Origin of the sequence: Endobacterium panacihumi (genome assembly GCF_050847465.1) — a bacterium.
Taxonomy (GTDB): domain Bacteria; phylum Pseudomonadota; class Alphaproteobacteria; order Rhizobiales; family Rhizobiaceae; genus Neorhizobium; species Neorhizobium panacihumi.
Genome location: NZ_JBOZRA010000005.1, coordinates 26858 through 49054, shown reverse-complemented (window position 1 = coordinate 49054; position 22197 = coordinate 26858). Strand labels below are relative to the sequence as shown.

At 62.1% G+C, this 22197-nt stretch carries 15 protein-coding genes; 11 read left to right on the top strand and 4 right to left on the bottom strand.

The window, feature by feature from the left end:
* The first annotated feature begins 12 nt into the window (after window positions 1-12).
* The 6 genes from cobW to ACRQ1B_RS20250 are packed head-to-tail and all read left to right on the top strand — an operon-like array spanning window position 13 to window position 7924.
* Entirely contained in the window at window positions 13-1050 is a 1038-nt protein-coding gene (cobW, locus tag ACRQ1B_RS20275) for a cobalamin biosynthesis protein CobW (protein WP_432295845.1), read from the top strand.
* The gene (cobN, locus tag ACRQ1B_RS20270; protein ID WP_432295843.1) at window positions 1050-4439 is read left to right on the top strand and encodes a cobaltochelatase subunit CobN; all 3390 of its coding nucleotides are present in this window, start codon (window positions 1050-1052) and stop codon (window positions 4437-4439) included. Before cobW ends, cobN begins: the two co-directional genes overlap by 1 nt.
* Entirely contained in the window at window positions 4436-5794 is a 1359-nt protein-coding gene (gene cobG / locus ACRQ1B_RS20265) for a precorrin-3B synthase (RefSeq protein ID WP_432295842.1), read from the top strand. Before cobN ends, cobG begins: the two co-directional genes overlap by 4 nt.
* Window positions 5791-6423 (top strand): precorrin-8X methylmutase, encoded by a 633-nt coding sequence (locus ACRQ1B_RS20260; protein ID WP_432295841.1) that lies wholly within the window; start codon window positions 5791-5793, stop codon window positions 6421-6423. The genes cobG and ACRQ1B_RS20260 overlap by 4 nt, the downstream gene beginning before the upstream one ends.
* Window positions 6420-7157 (top strand): precorrin-2 C(20)-methyltransferase, encoded by a 738-nt coding sequence (locus ACRQ1B_RS20255; RefSeq protein ID WP_432295840.1) that lies wholly within the window; start codon window positions 6420-6422, stop codon window positions 7155-7157. The genes ACRQ1B_RS20260 and ACRQ1B_RS20255 overlap by 4 nt, the downstream gene beginning before the upstream one ends.
* Before the next feature lie 8 nt (window positions 7158-7165).
* Entirely contained in the window at window positions 7166-7924 is a 759-nt protein-coding gene (locus ACRQ1B_RS20250) for a precorrin-3B C(17)-methyltransferase (RefSeq protein WP_432296136.1), read from the top strand.
* Here ACRQ1B_RS20250 and ACRQ1B_RS20245 read toward each other — a convergent pair.
* Window positions 7894-8655, bottom strand: a complete 762-nt coding sequence (locus ACRQ1B_RS20245; RefSeq protein ID WP_432295839.1) for a cobalt-precorrin-6A reductase — start codon at window positions 8653-8655, stop codon at window positions 7894-7896. The genes ACRQ1B_RS20250 and ACRQ1B_RS20245 overlap by 31 nt on opposite strands.
* 1 nt (window position 8656) lies before the next feature.
* Here ACRQ1B_RS20245 and cbiE point away from each other — a divergent pair, with 1 nt between their 5' ends.
* From cbiE to cobM, 3 genes are read left to right on the top strand one after another with little or no spacing between them, the layout of a single operon-like run.
* Window positions 8657-9898 carry a precorrin-6y C5,15-methyltransferase (decarboxylating) subunit CbiE gene (cbiE, locus tag ACRQ1B_RS20240; protein WP_432295838.1) on the top strand — a complete coding sequence of 414 codons (1242 nt, stop codon included), beginning with the start codon at window positions 8657-8659 and terminating at the stop codon, window positions 9896-9898.
* The gene (locus ACRQ1B_RS20235; RefSeq protein WP_432295837.1) at window positions 9895-10332 is read left to right on the top strand and encodes a cobalamin biosynthesis protein; all 438 of its coding nucleotides are present in this window, start codon (window positions 9895-9897) and stop codon (window positions 10330-10332) included. The genes cbiE and ACRQ1B_RS20235 overlap by 4 nt, the downstream gene beginning before the upstream one ends.
* A gap of 4 nt (window positions 10333-10336) precedes the next feature.
* Window positions 10337-11119: a precorrin-4 C(11)-methyltransferase gene (gene cobM / locus ACRQ1B_RS20230; RefSeq protein ID WP_432295836.1), complete on the top strand. Its 783-nt coding sequence runs from the start codon at window positions 10337-10339 to the stop codon at window positions 11117-11119.
* On the opposite strand, the gene ACRQ1B_RS20225 is transcribed toward cobM, so the two are convergent.
* A complete protein-coding gene (locus ACRQ1B_RS20225) occupies window positions 11065-12204 on the bottom strand; it encodes a cobalt-precorrin-5B (C(1))-methyltransferase (protein ID WP_432296135.1) in 1140 nt (379 codons plus the stop codon). The genes cobM and ACRQ1B_RS20225 overlap by 55 nt on opposite strands.
* 114 nt (window positions 12205-12318) lie before the next feature.
* On the opposite strand from ACRQ1B_RS20225, the gene ACRQ1B_RS20220 reads away from it, so the two are divergent.
* Window positions 12319-13644 carry a cobyrinic acid a,c-diamide synthase CobB gene (locus tag ACRQ1B_RS20220; RefSeq protein WP_432295835.1) on the top strand — a complete coding sequence of 442 codons (1326 nt, stop codon included), beginning with the start codon at window positions 12319-12321 and terminating at the stop codon, window positions 13642-13644.
* Between the two features lie 146 nt (window positions 13645-13790).
* On the opposite strand, the gene pbpC is transcribed toward ACRQ1B_RS20220, so the two are convergent.
* Together pbpC and ACRQ1B_RS20210 are read right to left on the bottom strand one after the other, a co-directional pair.
* The gene (gene pbpC / locus ACRQ1B_RS20215; protein WP_432295834.1) at window positions 13791-15875 is read right to left on the bottom strand and encodes a penicillin-binding protein 1C; all 2085 of its coding nucleotides are present in this window, start codon (window positions 15873-15875) and stop codon (window positions 13791-13793) included.
* Window positions 15875-21325 (bottom strand): alpha-2-macroglobulin family protein, encoded by a 5451-nt coding sequence (locus tag ACRQ1B_RS20210; protein ID WP_432295833.1) that lies wholly within the window; start codon window positions 21323-21325, stop codon window positions 15875-15877. Before ACRQ1B_RS20210 ends, pbpC begins: the two co-directional genes overlap by 1 nt.
* Window positions 21326-21526: 201 nt before the next feature.
* On the opposite strand from ACRQ1B_RS20210, the gene ACRQ1B_RS20205 reads away from it, so the two are divergent.
* On the top strand, window positions 21527-22192 hold the full coding sequence (locus ACRQ1B_RS20205; RefSeq protein WP_432295832.1) for a sulfite oxidase-like oxidoreductase: 666 nt from the start codon (window positions 21527-21529) through the stop codon (window positions 22190-22192).
* Window positions 22193-22197: the final 5 nt, after the last annotated feature.

Here is a 22197-nt window from a genome sequence, read left to right as displayed (position 1 = left end):
AGGAAAAAGCTCATGACCGCCAATCTCGCCCGTATTCCCTGCACCGTCGTCACCGGTTTTCTCGGCGCCGGCAAAACCACGCTTCTGCGCCACACATTGCAGAACCTTGAAGGCAAGCGCCTTGCCGTCATCGTCAACGAGTTCGGCGATGTCGGCATCGACGGCGAGATCCTGAAAAGCTGCGGCATCGAAAACTGCCCGGACGACAACATCGTCGAGCTGGCAAACGGCTGCATCTGCTGCACCGTTGCCGACGATTTTGTGCCGGCGATCGACAGGATTCTGGCGCTTGAGCCAAAGGTCGACCACATCCTCATCGAAACCTCGGGTCTCGCCCTGCCCAAGCCGCTCGTGCAGGCCTTTCAATGGCCTAGCGTGAAAAGCCGCGTGACGGTCGATGGCGTTGTCGCTGTGGTCGATGGCCTGGCTCTAGCGGAAGGCCGTGTCGCCGACGACATGGAAGCGCTGGCCGCCCAGCGGGCTGAAGACGATAGCCTGGATCATGACAACCCGGTGGAAGAGGTGTTTGAAGATCAGATCGCCTGCGCCGATCTCGTTATTCTCACCAAGGCCGACCTTCTGGACGCAAAGGGCCTGGAAATCGCCACCGCACATGTGACCGAACACTTGCCACGCGCCGTGCGCATCGTGCCGGCCGCCAATGGAGTCGTCGATCCGGCCGTGTTCATCGGCCTTGGCCTTGCCGTCGAAGACGACATCGAGAACCGCAAGACCCATCACGACGACGAACTGGACCACGAACACGACGATTTCGACAGCTTCGTGCTGGATGTGCCGGCAATTGCCGATCCGGCGGAGCTGAGCCAGCGCATCGCCGATGTGACGGCTGCCGAAAAGGTTCTGCGTATCAAGGGCTATGTGGAAGTGGCCGGCAAGCCGATGCGGCTTCTGGTGCAGGCTGTCGGCCCGCGCGTGAACCATTATTTCGACCGCCCCTGGGCTGCCAATGAAGAGCGTCGTTCGCGTCTCGTCATCATCGGCGAAAAGGGCATCGATGCAGCAAAGATCGAAAAGATCCTGGCAGCCTGATGCACATTCTCGCCACCACGTCTTCGTCGCTTGACGACCTGATCGAACCGGTCGATCTCGACCAGACGCCGGGCGACGTGGTGGTGCTGTCCTTTACCGACAGCGATCTGAACGGCATTGCCTCCGCATGGGCAAAAGCCGAGGCAGGCAGCGGTGGCGACACAATGCCGTCGCTCAGGCTCGCCAATATTTCCGAACTGCGCCACCCGATGTCGGTCGACCTTTGGATCGATAAGGTGGCGCGGTTCGCAAAACTCATTCTCGTGCGGGTTCTCGGCGGCCATGACCGTTGGCCTTACGGCGCCGACGAACTGGCCCGCATGGCGCGCGCGCGTGGCGTGACGCTGGTCATGTTGCCCGGCGAATGCAGCGAGCGCGATGCCAGGCTGGCGGCGGGATCCACAGTTTCGACGGAGGAACTCGACCGGCTTCTTTCGTATTTTCGCGAAGGTGGTCCGCAGAATTTGACGCTTCTGGCCACGCGGCTGATCAGGCTTGCGAGAGGCGAAACGGCTGATATGGCCGATGCCGTGAGCGTACCAAAGGCCGGGTTTTATCATCCCGGCCAAGGCGTCCTTGAAACACCCGATCCGCTTCTGTCCACGATGCCGGGGGCGGCCATCGTGCCGATCCTTTTTTACCGTTCCATGCTTCTGGCCAGTGACGTAGCGCCGATCGATGCCCTGTTCGACGCGCTGCGCGAGAAAAACATTCTGGCCGTTCCGGTCTTTGTGGCTGGCCTCAAGGACAAGACATCGCTGGCCTTTGTCGAAGCGGCGATGAACGGCATGAAGCCGTCCGCGATCATCACCGCCACCGCCTTTGCCAGCGGCGCGGATGACGAGGGCAAAACCTTTTTCGATCGTCTGGGCGTGCCGGTTCTGCAGGTCATTGTTGCCACCACACGACGAGATGCATGGCTCGAAAACCGACGCGGGCTGGGGCCTGCGGATCTGGCCATGCATGTGGTTCTACCGGAACTGGATGGGCGGATACTCGCCGGTGCCGTGTCGTTCAAGGATGCGCGCAACGAGGACGAACTGGGCTTTTCCGGCCTGATCAACCGGCCGGAGCCCGACCGCGTGGAAAAGGTCACTGAGCGCATCGCCAGCCTGTTGCGTCTGCAGAAGGCAGATCGGAAAGATCGCCGCATCGTCATCATCATACCGGACTATCCGGGAGCGCCGGGCCGCACCGGGTATGCCGTCGGGCTGGATGTGCCGCAAAGCGTGCTGGAAATGCTGATCCAGTTGCGGGATGCTGGTTACGAGGTGCGTGACATTCCTGAGGATGCAAGGGAATTGCTGCATCGTCTCGATGGAGCCGGCGAAAACTGTTTACTGCGGGATTACAGCGCGTTTTTCGAAACACTGCCACAGGAAGGGCGGGCAGCCGTGACGGGCACATGGGGAGAGCCGCAAGACGATGAAACCTTGCGGGATGGTGCCTTTGGTTTTCGTGCTGCCCGTTTCGGCAACGTAACCGTGACACTGGCGCCGGATCGCGGCCGGGAAGCGGATCGCCGCACGGATTATCACGATCCCGAGCGGCCGCCGCGACACGGGTTGATCGCCTTTGGTGCCTGGCTTCGGCAAAAGCTTGATGTGCATGCTGTGGTCCACGTCGGTGCGCATGGCACGCTGGAATGGCTGCCGGGCAAGACCGTCGCGCTCTCCCAAAACTGTTTCCCGGAAATCGTACTCGGCGGCCTGCCGGTCATCTATCCGTTCATCGTTTCCAATCCGGGCGAGGCAGCCGTCGCCAAACGACGGATTTCTGCCGTCACCATCGGCCACCTGCCACCCCCCTTGACGGAAGCAGGCTTGTCCGACGCGCAGAAAAAGCTGGAACTGCTGGTCGATGAATATGCACAGGCCGATGGATTGGATCGCCGCCGCCGTGACCGTCTGGCAAAGCTGATTGTCGAGATGGCGCACGAAACCGGATTGGCCAGCGATGCCGGCGTCACGGCCGGCGAGGATGCCGATGCGGCGCTGACGCGCATCGATGCGTTTCTATGCGACCTGAAGGATCTGGCCATCAAGGACGGCCAGCACGTGTTTGGCCGCGATACGGATATCAACACAGACGCCCCGGACCCGCTTCGCAAACAAAGTGCGGACGGGGAATGCAAGGCGTTGCTGGAGGCACTGGACGGTCGCCATATTACCGCCGGGCCTTCCGGTGCGCCGGCGCGTGGACGCCGTGATGTTCTGCCGACCGGCCGCAATCTCTACGCGTCCGATCCCCGCACCATGCCGACACCGACCGCGTTCGAACTCGGCAAGCGCGCCGCCGACGAAGTGCTGCGGCGTTATCTGCAGGACCATGGCGACTGGCCCAAAAGCCTGATCATCGATCTCTGGGGCAGCGCAACCTTGCGCAGCGGCGGCGAGGAAGTGGCGCAGGGACTGGCGCTGATGGGTGCCAGACCTGTGCAGGACCCCGCAACGGGACGTGTCACCGGCATCGATATCCTGCCACCGGCAAGCCTCGGGCGACCGCGTGTGGATGTAAGCTTCCGTATTTCCGGCCTGTTTCGCGACATGTTTGCGCCGCTGATCACCCTGCTGGACGCCGCCACCCGCGCCATTGCCACACGTGAGGAAGCGCCCGGCGACAACCCCCTTTCGGAAACGGCACAGGCGGAAGGCAAGGCACCACAACGCATTTTTGGTTCCGCCCCCGGCACCTATGGCGCCGGCATTGAGGAGCGTCTTTCCGATGGTGAATGGCGCGAGCGCGAAGAACTCGGAAAACTGTATCTGGATGCCACTAGCCACGCTTTTGGCGGTGCCGAAGGTGAAGGTTTCGAAGCGCAGGGACAATTTGCCGAACGCATTCGCGCCGCCGACCTGCTGGTGCATACCGGCGACGACCCCGGCCGCGATCTTCTGGATGGTTCGGCTGACGTTGCCTTTATCGGCGGTTTTTCAGCAGCCGTCGCCGCACTCGGCGGCAAGGCGGATGTGATTGCGCTCGACACCACCGATCCGGATCGGCCGCGCGCCCGCTCCATGGTGGAGGCGGTCACCCGCATCGTGCGCGCCCGCGCCACAAATCCGCGTTTCATCGCCGGACAGATGCGGCACGGGCCACGCGGCGCGTCCGAATTCGCCGAAACCGTCGACCGGCTGGTGGGTTTTGCCGAAACGACCGATGCCATTCCCGGCTCGCTGATCGAGGCGGTCTATCAGGCCTATGTTGCCGATGAGGATGTGAAAAACTTTATTCTCGACCAGAACCGGCAGGCGGCCAAGGCGATTGCCGAACGCTTTCTGTCAGCCCGCCGCCGTGGCCTGTGGCATCCGCGCCGCAATTCCGTCGATGGCGAACTCGAGATATTTTTGGCGGATGCCGTCCGCGATGACGCGAAGGTGCAGGCATGACGGCGACCGTGCTTGATCCAGTAACCCAAAAATCGCCCATGGTGCGCGGTGCCTGTCCGGCACTGTCGACACCGATGATGACCGGCGACGGGCTTTTGGCACGCATCGGCCTCGACGGAGCGATTTCGCCAGAAAATCTCGTGCGCATAGGCGAACTGGCGAAACGTCACGGCAATGGCCTGATCGACATTTCGGCACGCGGCAATTTTCAGGTGCGGGGTTTGACGGCGGCAAGCGCGCGCGCACTGGAGGCCGACATTCTGCGAATGAACCTGCCTCTGCGCGATGGCGTGCCGGTGGAAACCGGCGCATTGGCAGGGCTGGATCCGCTTGAAGTCGCCGACCCGGAACCGCTGGCTTCTGCCATTCGCACATTTGTCAGCGAACACGGCCTATCCCGGCGATTGGCAGCAAAATTCACTGTCGTGGTGGATGGCGGCGGGCAATTGCCGTTGCATGGATTACTGGCGGACATCCGGCTTTCGGCCATACGCCGTGAGAGCGGACTGTTCTGGCAGATATTTTTGGGCGGCACTGCGGCGACGGGGCGCTCCCTCGGATTGGTGGGCGATACGGACGCCAGAACCTGTGTGACGCTGATATTGACGCGCATTGCCGCGATGGACATTCCGCTGCGGGGACGGGAACTTGATCCGGCCGAGGTCAAGACCTGGCTTGCCCCAATATTGCTGGAGGATGCCGTTTCGCATGTGGCGACCCGGCTTTTGCCCCTTGGTCTGTTGCCGCTGGCAGGAGTTCAGACAATCGCGGCCCGCATCGGCATCCCCTTCGGACAATGCTCCGCCGACACACTGATCGACCTCGGGCAGCAGGCCGAAACGGCTGGCATCACACACATTCGCCCCGCCATTGACCACTCACTTGTTTTCTTCGGAGACAACGACGCCTGCCGCGCGATGACTGCCTTCTCACAGGGACTGATCCTTTCGCAAAACGACCCACGTGCCAAAATCGCCGCCTGTCCCGGCAAATCCGCCTGCCAATCCGCATCGCTCCACACCCATGCGCTCGGCGAGGTTACAGCGCAAGACGTCGGTGACCTGCTGGATGGCTCTCTGACCCTGCATCTTTCCGGCTGCACGAAAGGTTGCGCGCACCCCGCACAGGCATTGTTGAACCTTGTCGGGATGAATGAAGGGACGGCATTGATCTTCGGGGGCAAAACAAGCGATATGCCGCTCAAACTCATCCGCCACGGAGAGGAAGCCAAAGCGCTCGGCGCTTTGGCTGACCTCGTCCGCCTCGAAAGAGGAATTGGCGAAACCACGGCCAAGTGCCTGACCCGTTTGGGCCCTGCCCGGCTGGAACAGGCGCTTTCGCAAGGACTGTCATGACTGAATACGATTACATTCGCGAAGGCGATGCCATCTATCGAAAATCTTTCGCCATCATTCGCGCGGAAGCCGATCTGTCGCGCTTTTCCGAAGACGAGGCCGAAGTCGCCATCCGCATGATCCATGCCTGCGGACAGGTGGAGGCGGCGCAGCACTTTCATTTTTCCAGTGATTTCGTGACCGCCGCACGCGGCGCGCTGAAGGCCGGAAAGCCGATTTTCTGCGACGCGCAGATGGTGGCGCATGGCGTGACCCGCGCCCGCCTGCCTGCCGACAACGCCGTGATCTGCACATTGCAGGATCCACGCACGCCGGAACTGGCAAAGGCGATCGGCAATACGCGCTCCGCTGCAGCGCTCGACCTCTGGGTCGATCAGCTGGAAGGCGCGCTTGTGGCAATCGGCAATGCGCCGACGGCACTGTTTCACCTTCTCGAAATGCTTGACGCCGGTGGACCACGACCGGCGGCCATCATCGGCATGCCGGTCGGTTTTGTCGGGGCTGCGGAATCCAAGGAAGCGCTGGCAATCAGCCACCACAAAATCCCTTACGCCATCGTTTCCGGCCGCATGGGCGGTTCGGCAATGACAGCAGCGGCCATCAATGCGCTTGCGAGGGCCGGACTGTGAGCACCGTTACGAAAGGCCGCGTCATCGGCGTCGGCACAGGGCCGGGTGATCCGGAGCTGCTGACCTTAAAGGCGGTTCGCTCCATCGGGGAAGCTGATGTGATTGCCTTCTTCACCAAGAAGGGTGGCCATGGAAATGGCCGCGCCATCGTGGAAGCACATGTGCGCCCCGGCACGATCGAACTGCCGCTGATCTATCCCGTCACGGTCGAGATGGACAAGGATGGCGATGATTATCGCAATGCCATTGCCGAGTTCTTCGATCGGTCGGCGCAAGAGATTGCCGCACATCTGGAGGCCGGGCGCAACGTTGCAGTGCTGAGCGAAGGCGACCCGCTGTTTTACGGCTCCTATATGCATCTGCATCTGCGGCTGGTGACCCGTTACGAAGCCGAGGTGGTGCCGGGCGTGACCGCCATGAGCGGTTGCTGGTCCATGGCCGGTCTGCCGCTTGTGCAGGGCGACGACATTTTGAGCGTGCTGCCGGGCACGCTTGCGGAAGACATTCTCGCTGAACGGCTTTCCGGCACCGATGGCGCCGTGATCATGAAGGTTGGCCGCAACTTGCCCAAAATTCGCCGTGCGCTTGTCTCCACCGGCAAGCTTGATGGCGCCATGTATGTGGAACGCGGCACGATGGCGACGGCGGCGATGACGCCGCTTGCGGAACGCGACGAAAGCCCGGCACCCTATTTTTCCATCGTGCTGGTTCCCGGCTGGAAGGCACGGCCATGAGTAGAGCACTGCGTGGATCGCTGACGGTCATCGGGCTTGGCCCCGGCAATGCCGCCCAAGTGACACCGGAAGCGCTGAGGGCGATCGAAGCCGGCGAGGATTTTTTCGGTTATGTGCCTTATGTTGACCGGCTGAATTTACGCGACGATCAGCGTCGCCACGCCTCGGACAACCGCGAGGAAATTTCGCGTGCGCAGGCCGCGCTGATGCTGGCGGCCAAGGGCGGAAAGGTTTGCGTCGTTTCGGGTGGCGATGCCGGCGTGTTTGCCATGGCAGCGGCCATGTGCGAGGCGATCGAGGCCGGTCCCGCCGAATGGCGCGATATCGAGTTTTCAGTCATTCCCGGCATTACTGCCATGCTGGCCGTTGCCGCGCGCGTCGGCGCACCGCTCGGCCATGATTTCTGCGCTATTTCGCTGTCGGACAATCTGAAGCCGTGGAAGTTGATCGAAAAACGGCTGATTGCGGCGGCAGACGCCGGTTTCGTGATGGCCTTCTACAACCCGGTTAGCAAGGCCCGACCGCACCAGCTTTCGCGCGCCTTCGATGTGCTGCGGGCACATCTGCCCGGAACCGTGCCGGTCGTGTTTGGCCGCGCAGCCGGACGGCCTGACGAAAGAATGCGCATCGAACCACTCTCCAACGCGCATTCCGACATGGCCGATATGGCGACCTGCATTATCGTTGGTTCGACGGAAACACGCCTGATCGACCGCCCCGGACAGAGGCCACTGGTTTATTCGCCGCGCTCTGCAGGAAAGATGTGACCGAGATGGGCGAGCACGGCCTGCACGCTTTCGAAGGATTTTGCCGCAGGCAGTTCAGGCCGGCGTATCATGATCACTTCAATTCCGAGCGCTCGTGCCGCCGCGATTTTTCCATAACTGGCCGTGCCGCCCGAATTTTTCGAGACGATGGCATCAATACCGTTGTCAGTGAGAAGCGTCCGTTCGTCGGCCTCACGAAACGGACCGCGTGCCGTGATATATCGTGCGGATGGAACCGACAGCGGCGGTTCCACCGGATCGACGCTACGGACAGTATATGCGTGTTGCGGGGCCTGTTCGAAGGGCAACAATTCCTGCCGTCCGAGCGCCAGAAAGGCATGGCGCGGGCTCTGTCCCAAGGCGGTGACCGCATCTTCGACGCTTGCCACATGGCTCCAGCGATCGGCCGCCTGTTCGGTCCATCCGTCTCGGCGCAGGGCGATCAGCGAGATGCCGGAAAGGCGGCTCGCCTCGGCAGCATTGGCCGAAATACGGGCGGCATAAGGATGGGTGGCGTCGATCAACAGATCAATCCGGTTATCGGACAGGTAAGCGGCGAGACCTTGCGCGCCACCAAAACCGCCGGTGCGAACCGGTACGGGCATGGCGATCGGCGCGCGCGTGCGACCGGCAAGCGACAGCGTGGTGGCGAAACGAGGCAAACCTGCCAGCACTTCGGCCAAAAGCCGGGCCTCGGTGGTACCGCCCAGAATGAGAATGGAGTGTTGCACGATGTCTCCTGAATCAGAGCCACACCATGGAACGACAGCGCCCTGGTTGTCCATCATCGGCATCGGCGAAGATGGTGTTTCGGGCCTCGGCGAACGGGCGCGTGCGGCGATTTCAGCCGCCACCATCGTGTTCGGCGGCAAACGGCATCTGGAACTGGCCACCCCTTTGATCGCCGGCGAGGCGCGGCCATGGCCCCAACCTTTCGATACCGCCATGCAGGCGGTCATCGCTTTGCGTGGGCAAAAGGTGTGCGTGCTGGCCTCAGGCGATCCGTTCTTTTTCGGCGTCGGCGTCACGCTTTCTCGGCATGTCGACGCGCAGGAATATATCGCCATCCCCTCACCCTCCGCTTTTTCGCTGGCGGCGTCACGGCTGGGCTGGGCGCTGCAGGATATCGAGACGGTCTCGCTGCATGGCCGTTCGCTCGATCTGGTGCGGCCGCTGCTGCATCCGGGCCGCAAGGTGCTGGCGCTGACATCGGATGAAACGGGACCGGCGGCCTTGGCGACATTATTGAGCGGAAACGGCTTCGGACAATCTCGACTGACGGTGCTGGAAGCGCTCGGCGGTGAGCAGGAACGTGTCCGTGCCACCATGGCTGATGATTTTGCACTGGACGATATCCATGTGCTGAATATTGTCGCCATTGACGTGGTCGCGTCCAAGGACGCCAGAATTTTGCCGCTGGCTTGCGGTCTGGAGGACGCTCTGTTCGGTCACGACGGGCAGATCAGCAAGCGGGAAATCCGGGCATTGACCCTCTCCGCCCTCAGCCCCCGGCGTGGGGAACTGCTGTGGGATATCGGTGCCGGATCGGGTTCGATCGGCATCGAATGGATGTTGCGGCATTCGTCCATGCGGGCCATCGCCATCGAGAGCCACGCGGGACGTGCAGTGCAGATCGGCCATAACGCGACGGCAATGGGTGTGCCCGGGCTGCGGATCATCAAAGGGACGGCACCGGATGCGCTTGACGGACTGCCAAGGCCCGATGCGATCTTTATCGGCGGCGGCGGCAGTGAGCCGGGTGTGTTCGACGCTGCCATGGAGGCGCTTGGTGCCGATGGGCGGCTTGTGGCCAATGCTGTGACGCTCGAAATGGAGGCCGTGCTTCTGGCTGCGCATGCAAGATTGGGCGGATCCCTTAGCCGGCTAGAAGTTTCGCGCGTTGCGCCAATCGGCTCCATGTTCGGGTGGCGGCCGGCCATGCCTATAACGCAGTGGGTCTGGGCCAAACCGTGAGCGAAGCTGTGACCACACGGTGGATCGTTGCCGGGATTGGCTGCCGCAAGGATACGCCAACGCAAACGATTCTGCGCGTGCTGGGCGAGACAATGGCGCAGACGGGTTTTGCCGGATGCTGGCCGGACATGCTGGCAACGGGCGTGATGAAAGCGCACGAAGCCGGAATAATCGCGGCGGCCGAAAAGCTCGGCATTTCAATGATAGTCGTCGACCAGAGAGCGCTGGAGGCGGCAGCACCGCGCACCCTGACCGTTTCGGAAATGAGCCTTGCCTATGCCGGCACACCGAGCCTCTGCGAGGCAGCCGCCCTTGCCGCGGCAGGTGATGCAGCTTTATTGGTCGCCCCTAGATTTGTGCGCGACGGCGTGACCTGCGCCATTGCCATCGAAAATACCGAGACTGGCCCGAATACCGAGACTGGAAAGACCTGAGATCATGACCGTTCATTTCATCGGCGCCGGCCCCGGCGCGGCAGACCTGATTACCGTGCGCGGCCGCGACCTGATCGGAAAATGCCCGGTCTGCCTGTTTGCCGGCTCTATCGTGCCGCGCGAACTTCTGGCCTATTGCCCGCCGGATGCTCGCATCGTCGATACGGCTTCCTTGTCGCTGGACCAGATCGAGGCCGAATATGTGAAGGCGCGTGCGGAGGGCAAGGACGTCGCCCGCCTGCATTCCGGCGATCTCTCCGTCTGGAGCGCGGTGGCCGAGCAGATTCGCCGGCTGGAAAAGAACGGCATCGATTATACGATGACCCCCGGCGTGCCTTCCTTTGCGGCGGCGGCCTCAGCGCTGAAACGCGAACTCACCATTCCGGAAGTGGCGCAGAGCCTTGTTCTCACCCGCATTTCCGGCCGCGCTTCAAAAATGCCGGAGGGGGAAAACCTGAAAGCCTTTGGCGCCACCGGTGCGACGCTCGCCATTCATCTGGCCATCCATGCTATAGCCAAGGTCGTGGAAGAGCTGAAACCGCTTTATGGCGCCGATTGCCCCGTAGCGGTAGTGGTGCGGGCAACATGGCCGGATGAACGGGTTATTCGCGCCACGCTTTCGACCATCGAGGAAAAGCTGGCGGCTGATCCGGTGGAACGCACGGCACTCATTCTCGTCGGGCCGGGATTGGCCGCAGAAGACTTTAGAGAGAGTGCGCTTTACAGCGCCGATTATGTGCGCCGGTTCAGGGGCGGAGAGGCCCCCGGATCGGATGGCGCCACTTGATCGGACGGTGTGAACGGCGCTTCGGCAACGAAATTGCCCTGACGATCAAAAATCAGGATTTCAAGTGCCATGTCTGGTGTGTCGAGCACCTTGGCCGCCGTCTGCCATGCCTGCGCGGCAATGACCGGGCCGAGCGCCAGGCCATTTTCCGCGGCAATCTCGAACGCGTGCAGCACGGTGTTGGCGGCGCGGATGCGATCCGCCAGATCGGCGTTGGCGCCAGCTTCTATCGCAACCTTTGCCAGTCCGTCGAGGTCGGCAAGGCCACGCTTGGAATGCAGGTCGAGCATGCCCTGCGCCAGCTTGGTCATTTTTGCCACGCCTCCGGCAATGGTAACGCGCGGTACGGGGTGGGTTTTGAGGTATTTCAACATGCCGCCGACAAAATCACCCATATCGAGAAGGGCAACTTCAGGCAGATTGTGGCGCTGCTGCACGGCCTTTTCCGAGGTCATGCCGGTGGAACCGGCGACATGGGTGAGGCCTTCGGCGCGCGACACATCGATGCCGCGCCAGATGGAATGGATCCAGGCGGCGCAGGAAAACGGAATGACGATGCCGGTCGTGCCGAGGATCGAGATACCGCCCAAAATGCCGAGTCGGCCGTTCAGCGTTTTTGCTGCGATCCTTTCGCCATCCGCGACAGACACTTCGACCTCGAAATCCGTCTCGCCGCCCGCCACTTCGGCGATGGCAGCGGCAATCATCTGACGGGGAACGGGATTGATCGACGGCTCGCCGATCCCGAGCGGCAGTCCGGGCCGGGTGACCGTGCCCACGCCGGAGCCAGCCTTGAACGTGATGCCGCTGCCGGGGCGACCGCGCCGGACGGTCGACGAGATCAAGGCGCCGTGGGTGACATCGGGGTCATCCCCGGCATCCTTTACAATCGAGGCACGGGCAAAATTTTCTCCGATGTCCTCGCCAGCCAGTGCAAAAGCCGGACGCTGCCCCCCGGGCAGGCCGACCTCGACAGGATCGGGAAATTTGCCCGTTACAAGCGCTGCACAGGCAGCCTTGGCGGCGGCCGCGGCACAGGTGCCGGTGGTCCAGCCACGCCGCAGGTTCTTGCCATCCGCTTCGATGCCAGCTTCACTCATGACCGCTTCTATAACGCTGCCCCCGGCCGCCGTCACCGGTAATAAGGTTTTTCGCATGACAAGTGTTTTCATCCGTATTTCCGCTAAAGGAATTTTTGCATGACGGCACGGGCTCTCATAATTGGCGCACCACGGTCTGGTTCAGGCAAGACCAGCGTGACCATCAGCCTTTTGCGTGCCTTTGCCCGGCGCGGCATCAAGGTGCGCGGTGTCAAATCGGGCCCGGATTATATCGATCCCGGTTTTCACCATGCTGCCACCCACCTGCCCGGCCTCAACCTCGATACCTGGGCGATGGAACCGGCATTGGTGGCCCATCTGCTGAACGATGCGGCAAAAGATACCGATCTGGTGTTGATCGAAAGCGCCATGGGTCTTTTTGACGGCATCAACGGCGGCGACGGCCGCACCGGCTCGGCTGCGGATCTGGCGCGCCTGCTCGGCATTCCGGTTTTGCTGGTGCTGGATGTTTCCGGCCAGTCGCAGACGGCGGCGGCGGTGGCTGTCGGGTTCAAACATTATGATCCGGCAGTCAAAATCGCAGGCGTGATCATGAACCGGGCGGGTAGCGAACGGCATGTGCGGCTTTCGGGTGATGCCATCACCGCGACCGGCCTGCCGCTGGTGGGTGCGGTTCTGCGCAACCCGGACCTCGTCTTGCCGGAACGCCATCTGGGACTGGTACAGGCGAGCGAACATCCGCAGATCGAAGGCCATATCGAAAAACTGGCCGATGCGATGGAAGCCTCGCTTGATCTCGATGCGATTTTCGATCTGGCCGTGCCGCTGACGCAGATGGCCGCCATGTCTCCTGACGCCAATCTCAAGCCACCCGGCCAACGCATTGCCCTGGCGCAGGATGCGGCCTTCACGTTTCTTTACCCACATGTCGCTGCCCATTGGCGCGCTTTGGGTGCGGAAATCGTGCCCTTCTCGCCCCTTGCCGATGAAGCCCCGCCTAAAGATTGCGATGTGTGCTGGCTGCCGGGCGGTTATCCCGAACTGCATGCCGAAACGATTGCGACTGCTGAAAACTTTCGCTCAAAGCTGGCGGAGTTTGCAAAAACGCGGCCGGTGCATGGCGAATGCGGGGGATATATGGTTCTGGGTGAGGCGCTGGAGGATGCAGATGGCGTTACCCACCGGATGACCGGGCTTCTGTCGCACCAGACCAGCTTTGCCAAACGCCGCATGAACCTCGGCTACCGTCAGGCGACGATTGCCACCGATGGCCCACTGGGTAAAGCAGGCAGCCGCATCCGAGGCCATGAATTCCATTATGCCAGCGTCACCGATGCCGGGTCGGACGAGGCCTTTGCGACGATTGCGGATGGTACCGGCAAGCCGCTTGGCACATCCGGCGGGCGGCGCGGTTTTGTCAGCGGCACGTTCTTTCATGCAATCGCGCGGGTGAGTGAAGCCTAAGCCTGCTCCTTGTTCGTCGTCATCCCGGCCTTGAGCCGGGATCCAGCAGCCACGCGTCTGCGTGGCTGAAGAGTCATTTCAGCCCAAGGACTTGGGCTGGCTGGATTCCGGCACGAGGCCGGAATGACGGAGAAAATTGGTCGCCCCTATTCCACAAACACCCGAACCGTCGCGGCACGCCCGACCGCATCAATCACCGTCAGCGTCGAATAACCGCCACCATCCGGTTTCCACTCGCTGGTGCGACGGCGCGACAGGTCCGACAGCGGCTCGCCATTGGCCAGCCAGCGGAACGGCGCGCGGCCGCCCTGCAGTTTCAATGTCAGCGGTTCCAGCGTGTTGCCCGAGGCGGCGCCGAGATCGACCCGTGCACCTTCCGGCGGATAAACGATCTGCGGCGCCGGTTCGCGGGCCGAGGCCGAAATCAGGCCGGATGCCGTCATGGAGAAACGCCGCTGGCTGATCGGCAGATCGGCCTGCGCCACGCGCACTGCGCCCGCAGGTGCCGGAGGCATCGGCGTGATGGCCAAGCCCGAGCGGGAAAAGGCTTCGAACAAAATCGGGGCCGCCGTTGCATAACCGGCAATGCCGGGCACGGCGCCATTATCCGGTCGGCCGACCCAGACGCCGAGCACATGGCGACCATCGTACCCAATCGACCAGGCATCGCGATACCCGTAACTGGTGCCGGTCTTATAGGCGATGCCGAGGCGTCGGCTGCCCTGCGGCGGCAGGACATCGGAAAGAATGTCCGTGACATTCCATGTGGCGACCGGTTCGAGCAGCGGATCGGCGGGGTCGATGCCCGGTTTTTCACGCACACCATCGCCCAGCCGCACCGGCTGGCCACGATTGGCAAGCCCGGCATAAAGCTGCACCAGATCCTTCAGCGACACCCCGACGCCGCCAAGCCCGATGGCAAGTCCCGGTGCCTCGCCGATCGGTAGCGCCGGTTTTACATCCGAACGGCGAAACCGCATCATCAACCGGCTGGGGCCAACGACATCGAGAAGGCGCACGGCCGGAACGTTGAGCGACAGTTGCAGCGCCTGACGGATGGACACGTCGCCCTGATAGCTCATGTCGAAATTGCGCGGCCGATAGCCGTGGAAATCGGAGGGGCGGTCCTCGATCACCGTTTCCTGCGACACCAGCCCCTGTTCGAAGGCGAGGCCATAGATAAAGGGTTTGAGCGTCGAACCCGGCGAACGGTTGACGCGGGTCATATCCACCCAGCCGGAGCGGCTGGCATCAAAATAGTCGGCCGAGCCAACTTCGCCGACAATCTCGCCGGTGCGAGCATCGGCCATGACCATGGCGAGCGATATCTTTGGCCCGAGTTTCTGTACGGCAGCGCGCGCCGCATCTTCCAATCCGCGCTGCACGTCCCGCCGCAGGGTCGTGACGTGACGGGTCTCCGTCGGCTGTTTACGGATGGCAGCTTCCGCCAGATGTGCCGCGTAGGCTGGCAATTGCAGGCGACGCGATGGAACCGTGTGAAGTGCAGCCTGTTCGGCCGCTGCCTTGCCGACTGTTTCCCTCACCGGCTCACGATCGAGCACGCGTTGACGTGCGGCGGTGGCCGTCTGAGAGCGACGATCGGGGCGTCGTGCTTCCGGCGATTGCGGCAGGGCGACGAGAAGCGCTGCCTCCGACACCGAAAGCCGACGCGGCTCCTTGCCGAAATAGGCAAGGCTTGCGGCGCGCACGCCTTCAAGATTGCCGCCATAGGGCGCAAGCGTCAGATAGAGATCAAGAATGTCTGCCTTCGACAGCCTCCGTTCGATCTGGATGGCGCGGGCAAGCTGCACGAATTTGGCGGTGAAGGAGCGGTTTTCACGCGGTTCGATCAGCCGCGCCACCTGCATGGAAAGCGTAGAGGCGCCAGAGACGATACGGCCATTGGTGACGAACTGCGTGGCCGCCCTTAACAGTGCCCAGGGATCGACACCGGCATGGTCGTAAAAACGCTGATCCTCATAGGCCACCAGCATGCGTAAAAATTGCGGATCGACGTCCGCAACCTTCGTGCCCAGCCGCCAGCGCCCATCCGGCGTGGCGAAGGCGCGCAAAAGCTGGCCATCGGCATCCACGACCTCGCGCGAGATCACACCGGCCTTTTCCAAAGGCGGTGGATAAGCACGGTCGACGGCTTCCAGACCATAGACCGCCGCTACGCCAAGAAGGGCGATAGCAGCGGTACCGATGGCAAGTTTTGACCAAAACCGCATTATTGCGCCGCCTTCACCTCCATGCGGCCTGTCGCGGTGCGCGCCGAAAACTGCGGGCGGTACATGTCCTCGACGTAAGCCGCCGGGTGATCATAAACGCCGGGCGAGACCGCGCGCACCACATAGGCCAAAGAGATTTCGCGGTTATCGCCACCGCTGCGATCGAAGGCGGCGACAAAACGGTCGTTGCGGAATTCCGTATGGGCGGCCTGCGTGTCGCCGATCCATTCGAAATTGGTCAACTGCGCGCTGTCGACCAGGCTTGGGTTGTCGATCTCGAAACCGGCGGGCAGGAGATCGGTGATGACGATACGCGAGGCCCAGTCATTGCTTTCCGTCACCGTCAGCACCACCACGTAACGCTGGTTCTGCTCGGCTTCGGTCACGCTGATTTCCTCACCTTCCAGCGTGTAATAGGCGCGGGAAATCTGAAAACCGTCGCCGCCGGCCGGCAGCGGCACGACCGGTGCGGCAACCGTGGTCAGCACCGCCGAGAGCGGATCAGGGCTGCGATTGGCGAGCGTGACCGGGTGATCGGCCAGTGCCGCACCTTCGATGCGGGACATGTACGCACCCTTGTGGGCGGCACCATTGACCTGAAGGGCAATACCATCGTCACCTTGCTGCAAAGCGCGGGCGGCGAGCAGCATCCAGGCCTGTTCCTGGGTGCTAGTGTATTTCTTGGCGGTCCATTCCTTGGCAACAACCTTTGCAAGCTCCGGCACGATGGCCGGAACCGGACGGCTTTCGGCTGCAAGGGCGAGAACCGCCGCACCATCACGCAGCGATGAACCGTAATCCGAACGCGCGAGGCTGACCTTGTGGACCTGCGCATCCTGAGACATCTGCAGCGAGTGGGCAAAGATGGTTTTCGAACGCTGGGCATCGCCGTAAAGCGCAAGCGATGCGGCGAGATGCGCCTTGGCGAGCGGGGTGGGGAATTCCGCCAGCATCGTATCGGCGTAATAACGCAGGTCGCTGATCGCGGCCTTGCGGTTGCGCGACAGAACGTAGAGCGCATAGGCGATCTCGTTGCCCTTGTCGCGGACGCTGTTGTCGTAACCGAGACCGTTCTGGAGGTTTTCCAGCGCCTGCACCAGCGCCTGATCCGGCACAGTATATCCCTGTTCGCGGGCCCGGCTCAGAAAATCGGTGACATAGGAATCCAGCCACAGATCACCCGAGCCCGGCGACCACAGGCCAAAACTGCCCGAGGACGACTGGTAGGAGAGGACGCGGTAGATGGCATCCTGCACCCGCTTCTTGATCTCGGTTTCGTCGGCCAGACCGTTCTTCTGGGCGAGTTCGCTGAGGTAAAGCAGCGGCAGTGCCCGGCTGGTGGTCTGTTCGGCGCATCCGTAAGGATAACGGTCGAGGCTGGTCAGCAGCGACGGGATATCGAACTCGGCCGAACGGCTGACATTAAGCGCGATCGAGGCGCCCGGCAGAATGCTGTCGGCAAACAGATCGCCATTCACCGTGAGGCTGCTGCCGGGGGCGAGCGAGATGACGCGGCGGGTGGTGACCGGCAGGGTGGCCGGACGAACAGGCAGATACAGCGCCTGTTCCAAGGCCATGCCGCTATCGTTCGTCAGGCGGATATTGATCTGGCCATCACCGGGTTCGACGCCGGAGATTTTCAGGGCCACATCCTGTTTGCCGCCAGGCTGCAATTGCAACGTCTGTTCCGGCGCTGCCACCGAAATCGCATCATTGCCGTTGACCGACAGGCGATAATTGCCGGCGGGCGCATCGGTATTGGCGATATCGAGACGCAGGTTGGCTTCATCGCCGGGGGCGAGGAAACGCGGCAGGCTGGCGGTAACGACGACCGGATCGCGGATGATGACTTCCGTCACGCCATGGCCGACACCGGTCTTGGACCATGCCACCGCCATGACACGGGCCGTGCCGTTGAACTGCGGAATATCGAAACTGACTTTTGCATTACCATCCGCGTCCAGCTTGACGGGGCCGGAGAAGAAGGCGACGAGCTTTTCCTTCGGCGGGCTGGCCTGCAGCGCCATGCTGCCGCCATCGCCACCGGTGCGGATCCGGCCCATGGCACCGAGCGAACCGTCGATCAGACGACCATAGAGATCGCGGATTTCCAGACCGAGGCGACGCTGGCCAAAGTAAAAATCGTCCGGGGCCGGCGGTTCATAACGCGTCAGGTTGAGAATGCCGACATCGACGGCGGCAACCGTGACATAGGCCTCTTCGCCCACACCGGCACCGGCGACATTGACTGCGACCTCAAGCGGCTGGCGCGGCAGGGTCTTTTCCGGTGCGGTCAGCTTGATCGCAAGATCGCGCAGCTCCGGATCGACCTTCAGCCAGGTGATGCCGATGGCGCGCATCGGCATGCGGCTGTCCTGCGCTTCTCCGGGACGATACAGCGTGGCGGTGACATAGGAACCGGCGCCCCAGTTTTCCGTGACAGGGATTTCGACCTCCCCGCCGTTTTCGCCGATATCGACATTGTCGACCGAGATCAACTGCTCAGCGCCGCCCATGACCATCAGCGAACCGGCATAACGCGACGCGATTTTCAGTTTCGCTGTCTCGCCGACCTTGTAGCTCGGCTTGTCGAGCGCGATTTCCAAGGCATCCGGGGTTTCGGTGGAGCTGGCGGTGACGAACCAGCCGGCATCGAATTCGACGCTCGACTGCGGGCCACCGGCATCCGGCGTTTCGACTTCGAGACGATAGCGACCCCATGCGGCCTGAACGGAAATCTCACCGCCATCAGCCGAAAGATCGACCTTGCCATTGGACACCAACTCGGTGCGCGTGATCGGCTCATAGCGCCAGGAACCACCCTCGCGATACCACTGGTAACGGCGCTCCAGCTTGACGAGCTTCCACAACGCGCCTTGCGAGGCGACCTTGTTGCCGGCCTCATCGACCATCACGACATGGAATTTGCCGACCGCATTTTCGGGCAGATCGCCGGAAAATTCCGGCTTGATGCCGAGACGCGGACCATCGGCGCGTACCGGAAGCGTCAGCTTGCGCTCAACGGCGCGGCCGCCGCCTTCCTGCATGCGCACGACGATATCTGCCGAGACGAGCTGCGTGGTGGAGGGGATTTCGGCAATGGCTGCATCAAATGTTGCCTTGCCGTTTTCATCGAGAGGGTCGAGCCCTTCGAGCGGCAGGCGGGTGGCTTCCGCGGCCTCCTCATCGGCAAGGCCGAAGAAATAGCCTTTAAAAGCTTCCGTCTCGCGTGACGGTTTCAGAACCACTTCGCCTTCGAGATTAAGCCCGGCAGCCGGTGCGCCGTAAAGATAACGGCCATCGACATTGACCGGCAGCGCTTCGCCGACCGTGATCGTCGAAACGTCGCTGGTCAGATCGAACTCGATACGGTCCGGCACGAAATCGTCGACAAGGAATTCCTTCGAAGCGATCGCCGTGCCCTTGGGATCGGTAAACACCTGCATGGTCCAGGTGCCGCGCATAGAAGTTTCCTGCAGGGGCAGATCGAGCGTGTAACCGCCAAGCTGACCGTTTTCGACCAAACGGCGATCTTCCACACCATCCGGGCGCAGGAAAACGAAGGTCAGCGGCAGGTTTTCGATCGCGTTGGAATCGACATCACGCGTCAGCGCCGAGGCATGCACGGTTTCGCCGGCGCGGTAGATGCCGCGTTCGGTGAAGGCGAACACATCGATCGCGCCCGGTGCGGCACGACCGGTGACGCCGCGGTCGGACAGATCGAAACCGGCGCGGGTCATGTCGAGGAAGACGTAATCCGTCTCGCCGTTCTTGGCAGTCAGTACGGCAGGCACCATGGCGGCGGTGCCGCGCATCAGGCCGGCAGTGAAATTGGCGCGACCATCGGCATCGGTTTTCAGTGTGCCGAGAATTTCGTTGTTCTTGGCGAGAAGCTGCAACTCGACATCCGCGACCGGCTTGGCCGTCGAAAGCGAGCGGATGAAGACGTTGAGGCCATCCGTGCCGGCATAGGTGGAGATGCCGAGATCCGAGACCACGAACCACTGCGTCGCCTTGTTTTCCCAGCTGTCTTCATCGGCAGTCGGCAGGCTGGCGGTCATCACGTAGACGCCGGGCTTGCGCTCAGGTAGCGCTTCGTCAACCGGGAAGCTGGTGACGACGTCCCTGTTCATCTCCTGGCCGATGTCGAGCGAACCTTCCCAGACCAGTTCGCCGCTCTCTTCCTGAATGCGGTTGGCACTGTAGCCATCCATCTGGGTAAGGAACTGCGACGAGGTGAGAAGCGGCGCGATACCGCGCTCGCCGATCCGATACAGTTTGAGCGCGGCGCTCGGCGTGTTGACGGAAACGAGCGGAATGCCACGGCGGGCCGTGGAGGGCAGCACAAAACTGTCGCCGGTGAAACGCAGCGACGGCGAACGGTCCTTCACATAGATGTCGATATCGACGGCGGCTGCGAGGTTTTCATCAACGGAGGACGGCAGGCCGCGACGCAGCGTCAGCTTGTAACGCTGGCCATGGGTCAGGCCCTCGACGCAGATCTGGTTGTCCTTGGCTTCCATCGCCTTCGGGGCGGCGCCATCCAGCGTGACGAAGGGGGCATAATCGACACCGGCCTTCACCAGTGGCTCGGAGAACTGCACGCAGGCGCGCGCTTCGGCGCTGTCGGCATCGACCGTGTTGCCGACCACGCGGAACCCGAAACGCTGCACGAGATCCTGATAAACCGCCTGCACCGTCTTGGCATTGACCAGAGCCAGACTTTCCTTGAGCGCATTGATGGCGGCACGATGACTGGCCTGACGCTCCAACCCGCCACCGAGAAGAGCGAGCGCTTCAGCGCGGCTCTGGGTACTGCGGCTCAGCTGGTAACCATTGATGGCGGCCATGACGGCCTGACGGGCAAATTCGCTATTGCCTTCGACGCTGCCGGCGGCACGCGCCATTTCAAGCCACAGCGCACCATCATCCGGGTTGATGGCAAGTGCGGCCTGATAGGCAGGCAATGCCGCACCGATGTCATTGCCGACCACTTCCAGCTGCGCCAGAGCCTTCAGGCTTTCCAGCCCCTGCCCCTGCAAGGCCGGAGTGGGTGCAAGCCCATCCTTGAATTCGCGGGCCTGCTGGATCAGCTCGTCGGAGAGAAAACCGAGACGCGGGGCAGCCCCGATATCCGACTCGGCGGCGACCTCAACGACCTTGCCGGCGATCGCGCCGGGAGCGGCGTTCAGCTGGTTGAAGTCTGATTTCAGAAAGCACCATTTTGCCTTGGTATTGTAGGTAAAGGCACGGCAGGAGCGATCGTCGACGCAGGCCGCCTGGCACTGGTTGACATCGATATTTTTGACCGTGCGGAGGTCGAAGCCGGTATAATCGCTGTTTTCGCTGGTGATGACCTGGCGTCGCGTTTCCTGCGCAACAAGCGGTGCTGCAAAAGCCAGCGCGCCAAGGACAAAAGCAGAGATGCGGAAAAAGGCGCGTTTAGACATCAAAGGTCCTCCCCAACGCGAAGCCGTGAGCCGGTATGCAATCTTCTAATTTGACGAGTGCTTGTCAATCTTCGCCGCAGGTATGCGCCAGCTATGTTGCAAGCTCAAGATGGGAAATTTACCGAGATTGCAGCGCAATGGACATCGGTGCGGTTGCGGCGCAGAATTGCGCTTTCTCAAATCAGCGACAGGTCTTTGCCGATGAGTGACGATATGTCCGAGCCCGAAGTGACCAAGCTTACGACCACGAAACGCAAATGGGCAGCGGAAGGCAGATTTTTGACCGGCCACCCGTCCCGACCGGATACGGAACGCTTGCCGCCCGGCCAGCATCTCGTGAAAAACTGGCCGGTTCTCGATCTCGGCCAACAGCCGGCTATTTCGAAAGAGCGCTGGCGGCTGGATGTGCGTGGTCTGGTGATGCATGCGATGACGCTGGACTGGGCGGCTCTCCACGAACTGCCGCAGAGCGACGGCCTGTCCGACATCCACTGTGTCACCACGTGGTCGCGTTACGACAACCACTGGCGGGGCGTGAAGACACGCGACCTGCTCGATTTCATCTTGCCGAAGGATGAGGCAAACGCGGTGATGCTGACGAGCTATGACGGCTACACGACCAACCTTCCCCTGGCCGACTTCGCCTCTGAAGGGGCGATGCTGGTGACCGAATGGGAAGGTCAGCCACTGACGGAAGAGCATGGCGGACCGGTGCGGCTTGTGGTGCCACATCTCTATTTCTGGAAAAGCGCCAAATGGCTGAACCTGATCGAATTCATCCGCGAGGACAGGCCGGGCTTCTGGGAGAAGAATGGCTATCACATGCGCGGCGACCCGTGGGCCGAGGAGCGCTATTCGGAAGATTGATCGCT